The following is a 14,041-nucleotide window of genomic DNA, read 5'->3' on the forward strand; positions in this document are numbered from 1 at the left end:
AACCGGGTTAGGCTTGCGCTTCATTTGATCGGCATCAACGCCTACAGGGCAGCACCGGTCAAACTAGGACGCTAATGCCGCAGGAAGCCGCCATGTCGACGCACCATCACACCTCTCGCGTTTTCGCCATCGCACTGATCGCTCTGCTGGTGGGCGCCGGCGGCTTCGGTTACTGGCGCTCCACCCAGGACCGCTTGCCCGAAGGCCTGAGCATGGGCAATGGGCGCCTGGAATCGACCGAAGTGCAGATCGCCGCCAAGATCCCCGGGCGTCTGGCCGAGGTGCGGGTGGACGAAGGCGATAAGGTGCTCAAGGGCCAGGTGCTGGCGCGCATGGATACCCGCACCCTGGAAGCCCAGCGCGCCCAGGCTGAAGCCGAGGTGCTGCGCGCCAAGGAAAACTTCTCCGCCGCCGAAGCCAATGTGCAACTGCGCCAAAGCGAACAACTGCTGGCCAGCCAGGAACTCAGGCGCACCCAGGAGCTGTACAAACGCGGCTTCGCCAGCAGCCAATTGATTGACCAGCAGCAAGCGCGCCAGAACACCGGCAACGCCGCCGTGGTCGCTGCCCAAGCCCAGGTCAATGCGGTCAAGGCCACCATCGGCGCCGCCCAGGCCCAGGTCGCCCAGCTCACCAGTGAAATCGACGACAGCAGCCTGCGCGCGCCCATCGATGGGATCATCCAACTGCGCCTGGCCGAGCCCGGCGAAGTCCTTGGCGCGGGCGGACGGGTGTTGCTGCTGATCGATCCCAGTGATCAGTACATGAACCTTTACCTGCCCGCCTCCGTCACCGGTCGCCTGACCGTCGGCAGCGACGCGCGGATCCTGCTCGACGCCCTGCCCCAGCAACCGTTGCCGGCGAAAATCAGCTTTGTCGCCGCCAAATCGCAGTTCACCCCCAAAGAAGTGGAAACCCGTGACGAGCGCCAGAAACTGGTGTTCCGCGTCAAACTGCGCCTGACCCAACCCAGCGCCGTGCCTCAAGCCAAGCCCGGCATGCCGGGTGCAGGTTACGTGCGCACTGCGGATATCGACTGGCCGGCCAACCTGCAATGACCGGCCTGGCGCTGCACGCCACGGATATCAAGCACCGTTACGGCCAGCAACAGGCGCTGATCGATGTCACCTTCAGCCTGCCCGCCGGCACACGCTGCGGGCTGATCGGCCCGGACGGTGCGGGGAAGTCGAGCCTGCTGGGACTGATCGCCGGGATTAAAAAGCTCCAGGCCGGCGAACTGCAAGTGCTTGGCGGTTCCATCGCGGACCGTCGGCACCGCAACAGCCTGTACCCGCGCATCGCCTTTATGCCGCAGGGCCTGGGCGGCAACCTGTATCCAGAGCTGTCGATCAGCGAGAACATCCGTTTCTTCGCCACCCTGTTCGGCTTGTCCACCGCCGACTGCAACCTGCGCATGCACAATCTGCTGCAGGCCACCGACCTGGCGCGCTTTGCCGAGCGCCCGGCGGGCAAACTCTCGGGCGGCATGAAGCAAAAACTCGGCCTGTGCTGCGCGCTCATTCATGACCCGGACCTGTTGATCCTCGATGAGCCCACCACCGGCGTCGACCCACTGTCACGTCGACGCTTCTGGGAGCTGGTCGACACCGTACGCAGTGAACGCCCGCAACTGACACTGCTGGTGGCCACGGCCTACATGGAAGAAGCCGAGCAGTTCGAACATTGCCTGATGCTCGACCGCGGCAAACTGATCGCCGACGGCCTCAGTTGCGAACTTGCCGCAGCGACGCCGAGCGGCAAGCTGGACGAGGCCTTCACTCACTTCCAGGGCGACAGCGCCCATGACAACCAGCCGCTGGTGATACCGCCGCGTGAAGGCGACAGCCACGATATCGCCATCGAAGCCCACGACCTGACGCTGCGCTTCGGTGATTTCACGGCGGTGGACAAGGTCAGCTTTGCGATCGGCCGGGGGGAGATTTTCGGCTTCCTCGGCTCCAACGGTTGCGGCAAGACCACCACCATGAAAGTCCTCACCGGCCTGATGCCCGCCACCGAAGGCAGCGCGACGTTGCTCGGCAATCCGGTGAACGCCAAGGACCTGGCCACCCGCAAACGCGTGGGTTTCATGTCACAGAGCTTCTCGCTGTATGGCGAACTCAGCGTGCGCCAGAACCTGGTATTGCACGCACAGCTGTTCGACCTGCCCAAGGCCGACAGTGGCCGGCGTATCGAGGAGTTGATCCAGCGCTTTGACCTGGGCGCGGTGGCCGAACAACCCTCCGGCGAGTTGCCCCTGGGCCTGCGCCAGCGCCTGTCCCTGGCCGTGGCGGTGCTGCATCGCCCGGAAGTGCTGATCCTCGATGAGCCGACCTCGGGCGTCGACCCGGCGGCGCGGGATGATTTCTGGCGGCTGCTGGTCGAACTGTCGCGCGAGCAAGGCGTGACCATCTTCCTGTCCACCCACTTTATGAATGAGGCCCAGCGCTGCGACCGCATCTCATTGATGCACGCGGGCAAGGTGCTGGCCTGCGACACCCCTGATGCCTTGCAGCAGCAGTTCCACGGCGACACCCTGGAAGCGGCGTTCGTCACGTGCCTGGAACAGGCTCAGGGTGAACCCGAACCCACAGCGCCAGCCAACACCGTCAGCGAAACGGGCCCGCCCCCCATCGGCAAACGCGGCTTCAGCCTGCCCCGCTTGTTGGCCGTGGCCAGCCGTGAAGGCAAAGAACTGCTGCGCGATAAAGTGCGCATGGCCTTTGCCCTGCTCGGCGCGATGTTCATGATGGTGATCTTCGGCTACGGCATCTCCCTGGACGTGGAAAACCTCGCCTTCGCCGTCTACGACCAGGACCAGACACCGCAGAGCCGCGCCTACCTGGAGGCCTTTCGCAGCTCGCGCTACTTCGCCGAGCAAGCGCCAATCCAGGACGCCAATGAATTACACCGGCGCCTGCAACGCTCGGAAATCAAACTGGCTCTGGAGATTCCGCCGGGGTTTGGTCGCGACCTCTACGCCGGTCGCCAACCCACGGTCGCCGCCTGGCTCGACGGCGGCATGCCGTTTCGCGCAGAAACCAGCCGCAATTATGTAGAAGCCGTGCATCAGGGCAACCTGCAGCAACTGGCCGAACTGAGCAGCCTGCCGCGCAGTACCCAGGCCGGCGCCAAGCTGGAAACCCGCTTTCGTTATAACCAGGACGTGGTCAGTGTGAACGCCATCGGTCCCGGCGTGATGGCGCTGATCCTGGCGTTTATCCCGGCGATGCTCACCGCATTGGGCATCGTGCGCGAGAAGGAGCTGGGCTCGATCACCAACTTTTACGCCACGCCGCTCACACGCCTGGAGTTCCTGCTGGGCAAACAAGCACCTTACCTGGCCGTAAGCCTGGTCAACCTGGCGCTGCTGGTGGCGATGAACCGTTGGCTGTTTGGTGTGCCGTTCAAGGGCAGCGGCCTGACGCTGGCGTTCGGCGGCCTGCTGTACGTGCTGGCCACCACCAGCATGGGTCTGCTGATTTCCGCGTTCACCCGCACGCAGATCGCGGCCATCCTCGGCACCATGATCATCACCAGCCTGCCGACCATCCAGTTTTCCGGACTGATCGTGCCGCGCTCGTCCCTGGAAGGGGCGGCTGCGCTGATGGGCACGCTGTTTCCGGCCGGTCACTTCTTGGATATCGCGGTAGGCACCTTCACCAAGGCCCTGGACCTGCGCCAACTGTGGCCGCAATGCCTGGCGCTGTTCGGGTTTTTCGTCGGGTTCACCGGGCTGAGCCTGGTGATGCTCAAGAAGCAGGAGGTGTGATGCATAAGTTCGCGCATATTCTGCGCCTGGGAATCAAGGAACTCACCAGCCTGCGCCACGACAGCGTGCTGCTGCTGTTTCTGTTCTATGCCTTCACCGTCGCCATCTACATGCCTGCCGCCGGGTCTGTGATCGGCGTGCACAACGCCAGCGTGGCGTTTGTCGATGAAGATCACAGCGCACTCTCACGGCAGATGGCCGAGGCCCTGCAACCGCCGGAGTTCCAGGCACCGGCGCCACTGGCCTACGACCAACTGGACAAGGTAATGGACAGCGGCCAGTACACCTTCGTGGTCAATGTACCGGCCAACTTCCAGGCGGACCTGTTGGCAGGTCGCGAGCCGGGCGTGCAGGTGAACGTCGACGCCACGGCCATGAGCCAAGCGTTTATGGGCGCCGGCTACATCGGGCGGATCTTCCAGGGCGAGCTGCTTGACTACAGCGGCCAGGCCGACACCGCCAGCGCCTCGCCGGCACGGCTGACCACCCGCGCGTTGTTTAATACCAACCTGGAAGGCGGCTGGTTCCTGGCAGTGATCCAGATCGTCAACAACATCACCATCCTCGCGATCGTCCTCACTGGCACTGCGCTGTTGCGTGAGCGCGAACACGGCACCCTCGACCATCTGCTGGTGCTGCCGCTGACCGCCCTGGAAATCATGCTGGCGAAAATCTGGAGCAACATGTTGGTGGTGGTGCTGTGCACATGGGTCTCCTTGGAGGTGGTGGTCAAAGGCTTGCTCGGCGTGCCGCTGGCCGGTTCGCTGAGCCTGTTTCTGCTGGTGACGGCCCTGTACCTGTTTGCCAGCACCGCCCTGGGGATCTTCCTCGCCACGCTCGCCCGCTCGACGCCGCAGTTCGGCTTGCTGGCGATCCCGGTGATTATCCCCATGCTGCTGCTTTCCGGCGGCAGTACGCCGCTGGACAGCATGCCCGACTGGCTGCAGTGGGTCATGCAGGGCTCGCCGTCGACACATTTTGTCAGCCTGAGTGCGGCGATCCTGTTCCGGGATGCGAGCGCGAGCGTGGTGTGGCCGGACCTGCTGGCGCTGGCGGCAATTGGCTTGCTGTTCTTTGCGGTGGCACTGGCCAGGTTCCGCAAAAGCCTGGCGTCCTGATCCGGACACATCCGCACCCACACCTGTCCGAACGGCCAGTCGTCGCCCAAGGCAGGCTTTGGCAGAATCCGGGGTCCGCCCATGCCAGAGGACCTTCTCGTGTCCCAGTTCGCCAGCACGTACAAACCGGCCATCGATGGCTTGCGGGCCATTGCGGTCATCAGCGTCATCGTCTTCCACCTGGACGTGTTCAGTCTGTTGCCCGGCGGGTTTACCGGCGTAGACATGTTCTTCGTGATTTCCGGGTATGTGATCAGCCAGTCGCTATGGGAGCGCCGTGACCTGACCTTCGGCCGCTACCTGGCGGACTTCTACCGGCGGCGCCTGCTGCGCATCATGCCCGCGCTGCTGACCGTGCTGAGCGTGAGCTTTGTGCTGGGCGCGATGTTCATGCCACAGTTCTGGCTCAGCGAGCTGATCGACAACACCGGCCTCGCGGCGTTTTTTGGCCTGAGCAATGTGGTGCTGGCCTGGAACACCGACACCTACTTTTCACCCAGCGCTGAACTCAACCCCTACCTGCACACCTGGTCGCTGGGGGTTGAGGAACAGTTCTATGTGATATTCCCCGCGCTGTTTTTTGTATGGCTTCGCTACCGGCAACGGTCAGCCGTTGTCTGCGCGCTGCTGCCATTGATGGCGATGGCTTCGCTGATCGTCAGCGCCTTCGAGGTGGACGCGGCGCCGTTGTCGGCATTTTATTTGTTGCCCGCACGCTTCTGGGAGCTGGCCGCGGGTGCGATCCTTTTTCAAGTCATTGGCATACGCGGTGTGACGCCAGGACTCAATCGCCTGGCCCCAGCCATGCTCGGCGGCGGCCTCGGTCTGGCGATCGTCGGTTGCCTGTACGCCGCCCCCAAGCAGTTTCCCTTTCCCTGGGCCATGGTCACGGTGGCCGGCTCGCTCTTGATGATCGCCGGGATCGTATTGCGCGGCGATTGCGCGCCAGGTGTCGTGCAGCGCGTGCTGCAGCTTCCGCAGGTCACCTACATCGGCCGACTGTCCTATTCGCTGTACCTGTGGCACTGGCCGGTCGCCGTTTTTTTGCGCTGGACCGTCGGGCTGGAGTGGTTGGCCGTACAGCTGGTTTACCCCGTGCTGGTATTCGCCCTCGCGGCGACGTCCTATCACTGCATAGAAACGCCGATACGCAGCGGCCGGTCGGCCATGCAACGCAAGGCGTGGCTCACGTTTGCAAGTGGTTTGGGTGCTACCTGCCTGATGGCACTGTGCGCGCAGTGGGTGGCGCTGAACCCCGCCGCCCTGTCACTCAGCCAGACCCGCGACGCCTACACCTGGTATGCCTACAAACACTACCCCCAGGAAGACTTCGCAACCTTCAACGACCCTGCCCTGGCGGGGCGACAGTTGTTCGTCATGGGGGATTCGCACACAGCGGCCTACCGCACCCTGCTCAAGCTTGTTTCGCTGAAGCTCGGCATCACGGTGGTGGAATACGAAAAAGGGGGTTGCAGCGTCGTCAGCCTGATCGGCCCCGACCCTGCACCCTGCGCCGCCGCCCGCGAAGCCCAACTTCAGGAAATCGAGGCCCGTGCAAAACCGGGTGACGTGGTGTTTCTCGCTTCGTTGCGCATGCCTGAGCTGGCCGGGCGCAGGTGGCAGGAGGGTGACGCGGTTCTCGTTGACGAGGCCTCTGGCGAGCTGACCACCGAGCGCCTCAACGCCGCGCGAATCGATGCCGACAGACTGTTGAGCCGCTTGCAGAAAGCGCGCCTCAACATCCTGATCGATGCCCCGAAACCGCTGTTCAAGGCCGCCCCCAATCGCTGCTCGGACAGCTTCAACCGCATGAACCCTGTCTGCGCGCCGGGCCTGACGATGGCACGTGAGCAACTTGAACGGCTGCGCGCACCGCAAATGGGCGCGTTGCTCGCACTGCAATCACGCTACCCGGCACTGCATGTCTGGGACCCGTTGCCGTTGCTGTGCCCCGGCCCGATCTGCTCGGCCTACGACGCCAACGGCAAACCGTTGTTCTTCGACTCCAACCACCTCAGTGGCCATGGCAATCGCGTGCTTGAACCATCCTTCAGCGCAGCGTTGCTGAAGATCTGGCGCGTGACGCCGCCGGTTACTGAATGATCAGGTTGTTGAACAACAGGTCCTCGACCATCGGCTTGCCGGTTTCGTCGTTCATCACTTGCTGGGTTTGCTTGAGGGCTTCCTGGCGCAGCTTCTCTTTGCCTTCGACCGTACTCATGGCGTCGTTGGTTTGCTGGGTGAACAACGCCACCAATTGGTTACGAATCAACGCGTCGTTGGCTTTGACGGCAGCCGCAGCCTCGGTGCCGGTCACGCGCAGGGCGATATCGGCCTTGAACACCTTGAGCTTCGCCGTGCCGTCCAGGCCATAGTTGCCCACGAACGGCGGGCTCAGGCTGATATAGCTGACCTTCGGCGCCTCGCCTTCTTTGGCTTCTTCGGCCTGGGCTGCCATCGGCAAGGTCAGGGCCAGCATCAACAGGATCCACGCTTTCACAGTTCATTCCTCGAATTCGGTTGCCGGGTAGCATAACGCTAGCAAGGCTGAGTACAAGCTTATGGCGACTTATCAGGCCAGGGCATGCTCGTTGACCCACGGGCGCACCCTCCTACACTTATCGGCCACGACACCAAAAGGAATAGCCCGATGAAAGCTGTGCTGTGCAAAGCCTTCGGCCCCGCCGAAACCCTGGTGCTGGAAGAGATCGCCGGCCCCGCGATCAAGAAGAACGAAATCCTGCTGGACGTGCACGCCGCGGGGGTGAATTTCCCGGACACCCTGATCATCGAGGGCAAGTACCAATTCAAACCGCCGTTTCCGTTTTCGCCGGGCGGTGAAGCGTCGGGCGTGGTCAGCGAAGTGGGGGAAAAGGTCAGCCATCTGAAAGTCGGTGATCGGGTCATGGCCCTCACCGGCTGGGGCAGTTTTGCCGAACAGGTCGCAGTGCCGGGTTACAACGTGCTGCCAATCCCGCCGAGCATGGACTTCAATACCGCCGCGGCCTTCAGCATGACCTACGGCACCTCGATGCACGCGCTCAAGCAACGGGCCAACCTGCAACCCGGCGAGACCCTGCTGGTACTCGGCGCCTCGGGCGGCGTGGGCCTGGCCGCCGTGGAAATCGGCAAGGCCATGGGCGCCCGTGTGATCGCAGCGGCGAGCAGCGCCGACAAACTCGCCGTGGCCAAGGCCGCTGGTGCTGACGAGCTGATCAATTACAGCGAAGCCAGCCTCAAAGACGAGATCAAGCGCCTGACAGATGGCAACGGCGTCGATGTGATCTACGACCCGGTGGGCGGCGACCTGTTTGACCAGGCCATCCGTGCCATCGCCTGGAATGGCCGTTTGCTGGTGGTGGGCTTTGCCAGCGGACGCATTCCCGAACTGCCGGTGAACCTCGCATTGCTCAAGGGCGCGGCGGTGGTTGGGGTGTTCTGGGGCTCGTTCGCCCAGCGTCAGCCTCAGGACAATGCAGCGAACTTCAACCAGCTGTTTGGCTGGTTTGCCGAAGGCAAATTGAAGCCGCTGGTGTCGCAGCTTTACCCGCTGGAGCAAGCCGCACAGGCCATCAACGATTTGGGGCAGCGCAAGGCAGTCGGCAAGGTCGTTGTGCAGGTGCGCTGACCTGAAATGCAATCAGATGTGCGGGCTTGCTCGCGAATACGCTACGTCAGCAGCACAATTGCTGACTGAATCACCGCATTCGCGAGCAAGCCCGCGCACATTTGAGCTTCATGCCCCTGAAGAATCTATTCACGACCATCACTTACCCATCTGCGACATGTTCATTAAAGAACATGCAATTGCTCTTATTTCCTGTGTTTGACGCCAAGACACGATGCTATTTTCGGTAATGAAACTGTAACATTCGCATCCGCAGTCAAAACAAGAAATCTGGAGCTCTTGAATGTTTGCTTTCTTTCGTCCTGCCGCGCACCAGGCGCCCCTGCCTGAAGAAAAAATAGACAGTACCTACCGACGACTGCGCTGGCAGATCTTCGCCGGCATTTTCTTCGGTTACGCCGGTTACTACCTGCTGCGCAAGAACTTCTCCCTGGCCATGCCCTACCTGATCGACGAGGGCTACACCCGCGGTGAGCTGGGCCTGGCGATGTCCGCCATCGCCATTGCCTACGGGCTTTCCAAGTTCCTGATGGGCCTGGTCTCCGACCGTTCCAACCCACGCTACTTCCTGCCCTTCGGCCTGCTGGTGTCGGCAGGTGTGATGTTCATTTTCGGTTTCGCGCCTTGGGCCACGTCCAGCGTGACCATGATGTTCATTTTGCTGTTCATCAACGGTTGGGCCCAAGGCATGGGCTGGCCGCCGAGTGGACGCACCATGGTGCACTGGTGGTCGCAGAAGGAACGCGGCGGCGTGGTGTCGGTGTGGAACGTGGCGCATAACGTCGGCGGCGGCCTGATCGGCCCACTGTTCCTGTTGGGGATGGCCTGGTTCAACGACTGGCACGCAGCCTTCTACGTACCGGCCACCGTGGCCCTGTTGGTGGCGGCGTTTGCCTTCATCACCATGCGCGACACCCCGCAATCGGTGGGCCTGCCGCCGATCGAGCAGTACAAGAACGACTACCCCGAAGGGTACGACGCCAGCCACGAAGACGAATTCAGCGCCAAGGAAATCTTCGTCAAGTACGTGCTGCGCAACAAAATGCTGTGGTACATCGCCTTCGCCAACGTTTTTGTTTACCTGCTGCGCTACGGCGTACTGGACTGGGCACCGACCTACCTTAAGGAAGCCAAGCACTTCACGGTCGACAAGTCGTCCTGGGCGTACTTCTTCTATGAATGGGCGGGTATTCCGGGCACGCTGCTGTGCGGCTGGATGTCGGACAAGATCTTCCGTGGCAACCGTGGACTGACCGGCATTGTGTTCATGGCGCTGGTGACTGTGGCCACCCTGGTGTACTGGCTCAACCCACCGGGCAACCCGATGGTCGACATGATTGCGCTGTTCTCCATCGGCTTCCTGATCTACGGCCCGGTGATGCTGATCGGTCTGCAGGCGCTGGAGTTGGCACCGAAGAAAGCCGCCGGCACTGCGGCGGGTTTCACCGGCTTGTTCGGGTACCTGGGTGGCTCGGTGGCCGCGAGTGCGGCCATGGGCTACACCGTGGACCATTTCGGCTGGGATGGCGGCTTTGTCCTGTTGGTCGGCGCGTGCCTGCTGGCGATCGCGTTCTTGATCCCAACGCTGTGGCACACCAACAGCGTCAGCTCGGCGCGTTAATCGCCTGAGCAACCCTTTGCACAACGCTTGAGCCGCGCCTCCAGATTCTTGTCTGGCATGGCGTGGCTGCGCAGGGCGTTCACGGTCTGCTCGACATAATCGCGAGTGGTACCGTAACGCCCGCAAGCGCTTTGCAGCACATGGTTGAGCACGATATCCGGCAAATTACCGGCGTAGCTGGGCAAGTGCCGTTCTAAAACAAACCCTAACGCCTGTACCTGACTGCCATCTTCAAGGCGGCAACTGAGCCAGTGCGGACGGTATGAAGGGTAAGGCATCTCGCGCTGCCACAAGGCGTAAAGCGAAGCTTCCAGTTGGTCCTCCGGCAAGCGGTAGGCAAACCCACTGCAAGAACCACCGCGATCCAACCCGAACACCAGCCCCGGCAACTCCGGCGTGCCCCGATGCTCGTGAGACCACAGGTACAGGCCTCGATGATAACCATGCACCCGCGCCCGCACGCGCTCGGTCGATGAACATTCAGGGCGCCAGATCAACGAACCGTACGCAAATAGCCAGACCGGGCCACCCTTGTGCCGGCCCATGGTGGCCTGCATCGAGCTCATTAACTGTTCGTGAGTGAGTTGCGGCCCGAGATCGAGGCGCGGCGGGTAAGCCAATTGCAGAAGATCGGTTTCTATGGCGGTCATGGCGAAAAGCGCTGCGCCTCCTGTGTGTTACCAGATGTAAGCAACTTTACCGTAATCGCAGCGCGGCGCTGCAACCGTATGGCGCAAAAAACCGCCTTCCGCGGCACTTATAGCCTAATGAGATTCTTCCTACAGAAGTAATACCTTAAATGCATAAGCATAGGCGGCCATGTTTCAGCGCAGGTTCAGGCCCCTCAGGCCATTACCCGCCAAACTGCACGGGTTTAGCGACCCACATTAGCCGCCCATTCGAACGACTACCGAGGTCGATGCATGAAGTATCTTTTTTCCGGTTTGCTGCTATTGCTGCAGACCACTGCCGCCCTGGCTAACGATACGGCCACTCAAGACGACAAAGGCTTCTGGTACGCACAAACCAGCCTCTACACCCGGCATTTTTCACCAGACCCAAAGCACAACAATAATCAGGACCTGATCAATCTGGAGCGTAACGAAGCATCGGGGTTGGTGTATGGCGGGGCGACGTTTCGCAACTCCTTCAGCCAGCGCTCGTATTACGTCTACGCCGGCAAGCGCTATGACATCGCCGACTCGCCGCTCTACGTGAAGGTAACCGCAGGCGCGCTGCAGGGCTATCGCGGCAAGTACCGCGATAAAATCCCGCTCAACCGCTTCGGCGTGGCTCCGGCGATCATCCCTTCCGTGGGCGTGAACTTCGGGCCCGTGGCCAGTGAGCTGGTGTTGCTGGGTTTCAATGCGGCGATGCTGACCGCAGGCGTGCGGTTCTAAGGGCGCGGCGCGTAGGCAAATACGTCGGCACGCATCTGGTGCGCATCCATGCCGGCGTCCACCAGCGCATCCAGCGTGCCGTAGATCATCGCGGGTGAGCCGCTGGCGTAGACGTGCACGGCCTTGAGGTCGGCAATGTCTTCACACACGGCTTCATGGAGCAGGCCGCAACGCCCGTTCCAACCGCACAGGTCGCTGACCACTTTGTGCAGGAACAGGTTGGGCAGTTGCTGCCACTGTTCCCAGTGCTCAATGGTGTAAAAGTCTTCCGGGCGGCGCACGCCCCAGTACAGGTGCACCGGGTGCTTGAACCCGGTAGCCCGGCAATGCTCGATCAGGCTGTGCATCTGCGCCATGCCGGTGCCGGCGGCGATCAACACCAAGGGCCCATCCGGCAATTCGGCCAGGTGGGTATCGCCAAAGGGCAGCTCGATGCGCGCCATCCGGGTGCGTTGCAGTTGCTCCAGCAGGTTGCGCGCGCTGTCCTCACGGACCAGCACGTGCAACTCCAGCTCGCGCCCGGCATGGGGCGCCGAGGCCAGGGAAAACGCCGATTTCTCGCCGTTTTCCCGTTCAATCATCAGGTATTGGCCTGCGTGGTAACGCACGGCCTTGCCGGCTGGGGCGCGCAGGCGTACGCGCCACACATCGCCACCCACCTCCACGCACTCGCTCAATTGGCACGACAACTTGCGCAACGGCAACTCTCCCGGCGCCAGCACGCCATCCCACAACACAACGCAATCTTCCAGCGGCTCGGCGATGCAGGTGTAGAACTCACCGTGATCACGCACCTCACCGGCTTGCTGCACACGTCCTTCCACCAGCAGCGCCGCACACACGTGGCACACGCCGTTGCGGCAGGCTTGAGGACATTCATAGCCCAGGCGGCGCGCACCTTCGAGGATTCGTTCGCCGGGGACCAGCTCCAGCACAGCGCCGGAAGGTTGCAGGGTTACACGCATCAATCTATTCCCAATTCTTTCCAGATCGCATCGACACGGGCTGTGACGGCTTCATCCTTGACGATCACCCGGCCCCACTCGCGGGTGGTTTCACCCGGCCATTTGTGGGTGGCGTCCAGGCCCATCTTCGAACCCAGGCCCGACACCGGCGACGCAAAGTCGAGGTAGTCGATCGGCGTGTTGTCGATCATCACCGTGTCGCGTTTGGGGTCCATGCGCGTGGTGATGGCCCAGATCACGTCGTTCCAGTCGCGGGCGTTAATGTCATCATCCGTGACAATAACGAACTTGGTGTACATGAACTGTCGCAAAAACGACCACACACCCAGCATTACCCGCTTGGCGTGGCCGGGGTACGACTTCTTCATGGTCACGATGGCCATGCGGTACGAACAGCCTTCCGGCGGCAGGTAGAAGTCGGTAATTTCCGGGAATTGCTTCTGCAGGATCGGCACGAATACTTCGTTCAACGCCACCCCCAGGATAGCCGGCTCATCCGGCGGCCGCCCGGTATAGGTGCTGTGGTAGATCGGCTTGATGCGGTGCGTGATGCGCTCCACGGTGAACACCGGGAAGCTGTCGACTTCGTTGTAATAGCCGGTGTGGTCACCGTAAGGGCCTTCATCGGCCATCTCGCCCGGATGAATCACGCCTTCGAGGATGATTTCTGCAGTGGCCGGCACTTGCAGGTCGTTGCCACGGCACTTCACCAGCTCGGTACGGTTACCGCGCAACAGACCGGCGAAGGCGTATTCGGACAGGCTGTCCGGCACCGGGGTCACAGCCCCCAGAATGGTCGCCGGATCGGCGCCCAGGGCCACGGAAACCGGAAACGGTTTGCCAGGGTGCTTTTCGCACCACTCACGGAAGTCCAGAGCGCCGCCGCGATGGCTCAACCAGCGCATGATCACCTTGTTGCGACCGATCACTTGCTGACGGTAGATGCCGAGGTTCTGGCGGTCCTTGTTCGGGCCCTTGGTGACGGTCAGGCCCCAGGTAATCAGCGGGCCGACGTCGCCAGGCCAGCAGGTCTGCACCGGCAGCATCGCCAGGTCGACGTCGTCGCCTTCGATGACCACTTCCTGGCACACCGCGTCTTTGACCACTTTGGGGGCCATGGCAATGATCTTGCGGAAGATCGGCAGCTTCGACCAGGCATCCTTCAAACCCTTGGGCGGCTCGGGTTCCTTGAGGAAAGCCAGCAGCTTGCCGATCTCGCGCAACTCGCTGACCGACTCGGCGCCCATGCCAAAGGCCACGCGCTCGGGGGTACCGAACAGGTTGCCGAGCACCGGAATGTCATAGCCGGTCGGGTTTTCGAACAGCAGCGCCGGGCCCTTGTTACGCAGGGTACGGTCGCAAATCTCAGTCATTTCCAGCACCGGGGAAATCGGCATCTGGATACGTTTCAACTCTCCGCGCTGCTCAAGTTGCTGCACGAAATCCCGAAGATCCTTGAATTTCATTAACCATGCCACCCGTAAAATAGGCGTACATCCTACCTGCTCTGAAGGCCGCTGGCAGCTTATCGCGGTGC

Annotated in this window: 11 protein-coding genes; 7 read left to right on the forward strand and 4 right to left on the reverse strand. The window is 62.0% G+C overall.

Features of this window, described 5'->3' with window-relative positions; translation table 11 throughout:
• Positions 1-92: 92 nt before the first annotated feature.
• The 4 genes from KZX66_RS17580 to KZX66_RS17595 all read left to right on the forward strand — a co-directional run bounded on the left by KZX66_RS17580 (position 93) and on the right by KZX66_RS17595 (position 6,993).
• Entirely contained in the window at positions 93-1,058 is a 966-nt protein-coding gene (locus KZX66_RS17580) for a biotin/lipoyl-binding protein (RefSeq protein ID WP_248081692.1), read from the forward strand.
• Positions 1,055-3,772, forward strand: coding sequence for a ribosome-associated ATPase/putative transporter RbbA (rbbA, locus tag KZX66_RS17585; RefSeq protein WP_248081696.1), 2,718 nt, complete (start codon positions 1,055-1,057; stop codon positions 3,770-3,772). The genes KZX66_RS17580 and rbbA overlap by 4 nt, the downstream gene beginning before the upstream one ends.
• Positions 3,772-4,890, forward strand: a complete 1,119-nt coding sequence (locus KZX66_RS17590) for an ABC transporter permease (RefSeq protein WP_248081699.1) — start codon at positions 3,772-3,774, stop codon at positions 4,888-4,890. The genes rbbA and KZX66_RS17590 overlap by 1 nt, the downstream gene beginning before the upstream one ends.
• Before the next feature lie 99 nt (positions 4,891-4,989).
• A complete protein-coding gene (locus KZX66_RS17595) occupies positions 4,990-6,993 on the forward strand; it encodes an acyltransferase family protein (RefSeq protein ID WP_248081701.1) in 2,004 nt (667 codons plus the stop codon).
• Here KZX66_RS17595 and KZX66_RS17600 read toward each other — a convergent pair.
• Entirely contained in the window at positions 6,983-7,390 is a 408-nt protein-coding gene (locus KZX66_RS17600; RefSeq protein ID WP_248081703.1) for a flagellar basal body-associated protein FliL, read from the reverse strand. The two genes, KZX66_RS17595 and KZX66_RS17600, sit on opposite strands and share 11 nt — an antisense overlap.
• Before the next feature lie 150 nt (positions 7,391-7,540).
• On the opposite strand from KZX66_RS17600, the gene KZX66_RS17605 reads away from it, so the two are divergent.
• Complete coding sequence (locus KZX66_RS17605) at positions 7,541-8,518, forward strand: NADPH:quinone oxidoreductase family protein (RefSeq protein WP_248081705.1); 978 nt, start codon at positions 7,541-7,543, stop codon at positions 8,516-8,518.
• A 283-nt stretch (positions 8,519-8,801) separates the two neighbouring features.
• Positions 8,802-10,139, forward strand: a complete 1,338-nt coding sequence (gene glpT, locus KZX66_RS17610; RefSeq protein WP_248081707.1) for a glycerol-3-phosphate transporter — start codon at positions 8,802-8,804, stop codon at positions 10,137-10,139.
• Here the strand turns inward: glpT and KZX66_RS17615 are convergent.
• Positions 10,136-10,789, reverse strand: a complete 654-nt coding sequence (locus KZX66_RS17615; RefSeq protein WP_248081709.1) for a gamma-glutamylcyclotransferase — start codon at positions 10,787-10,789, stop codon at positions 10,136-10,138. The two genes, glpT and KZX66_RS17615, sit on opposite strands and share 4 nt — an antisense overlap.
• Positions 10,790-11,062: 273 nt before the next feature.
• On the opposite strand from KZX66_RS17615, the gene KZX66_RS17620 reads away from it, so the two are divergent.
• Positions 11,063-11,539: a sn-glycerol-3-phosphate transporter gene (locus KZX66_RS17620; protein ID WP_248081711.1), complete on the forward strand. Its 477-nt coding sequence runs from the start codon at positions 11,063-11,065 to the stop codon at positions 11,537-11,539.
• Here the strand turns inward: KZX66_RS17620 and KZX66_RS17625 are convergent.
• Both KZX66_RS17625 and ubiD read right to left on the reverse strand, forming a co-directional pair.
• Positions 11,536-12,504 carry a CDP-6-deoxy-delta-3,4-glucoseen reductase gene (locus tag KZX66_RS17625; protein WP_248081713.1) on the reverse strand — a complete coding sequence of 323 codons (969 nt, stop codon included), beginning with the start codon at positions 12,502-12,504 and terminating at the stop codon, positions 11,536-11,538. The genes KZX66_RS17620 and KZX66_RS17625 overlap by 4 nt on opposite strands.
• Entirely contained in the window at positions 12,504-13,970 is a 1,467-nt protein-coding gene (gene ubiD / locus KZX66_RS17630; RefSeq protein WP_248081715.1) for a 4-hydroxy-3-polyprenylbenzoate decarboxylase, read from the reverse strand. The genes KZX66_RS17625 and ubiD overlap by 1 nt, the downstream gene beginning before the upstream one ends.
• Positions 13,971-14,041 lie beyond the last annotated feature (71 nt).

It is taken from the genome of Pseudomonas sp. EYE_354, assembly GCF_023148575.1.
Lineage (GTDB): Bacteria > Pseudomonadota > Gammaproteobacteria > Pseudomonadales > Pseudomonadaceae > Aquipseudomonas.

What these genes read in the sequence shown, in the direction of transcription:
- KZX66_RS17580 (WP_248081692.1), top strand. Translation starts at nt 93, where the DNA reads ATGTCGACGCACCATCACACCTCTCGCGTTTTCGCCATCGCACTGATC.
- KZX66_RS17620 (WP_248081711.1), top strand. Translation starts at nt 11,063, where the DNA reads ATGAAGTATCTTTTTTCCGGTTTGCTGCTATTGCTGCAGACCACTGCC.
- rbbA (WP_248081696.1), top strand. Translation starts at nt 1,055, where the DNA reads ATGACCGGCCTGGCGCTGCACGCCACGGATATCAAGCACCGTTACGGC.
- ubiD (WP_248081715.1), bottom strand. Translation starts at nt 13,970, where the DNA reads ATGAAATTCAAGGATCTTCGGGATTTCGTGCAGCAACTTGAGCAGCGC.
- glpT (WP_248081707.1), top strand. Translation starts at nt 8,802, where the DNA reads ATGTTTGCTTTCTTTCGTCCTGCCGCGCACCAGGCGCCCCTGCCTGAA.
- KZX66_RS17625 (WP_248081713.1), bottom strand. Translation starts at nt 12,504, where the DNA reads ATGCGTGTAACCCTGCAACCTTCCGGCGCTGTGCTGGAGCTGGTCCCC.
- KZX66_RS17615 (WP_248081709.1), bottom strand. Translation starts at nt 10,789, where the DNA reads ATGACCGCCATAGAAACCGATCTTCTGCAATTGGCTTACCCGCCGCGC.
- KZX66_RS17590 (WP_248081699.1), top strand. Translation starts at nt 3,772, where the DNA reads ATGCATAAGTTCGCGCATATTCTGCGCCTGGGAATCAAGGAACTCACC.
- KZX66_RS17605 (WP_248081705.1), top strand. Translation starts at nt 7,541, where the DNA reads ATGAAAGCTGTGCTGTGCAAAGCCTTCGGCCCCGCCGAAACCCTGGTG.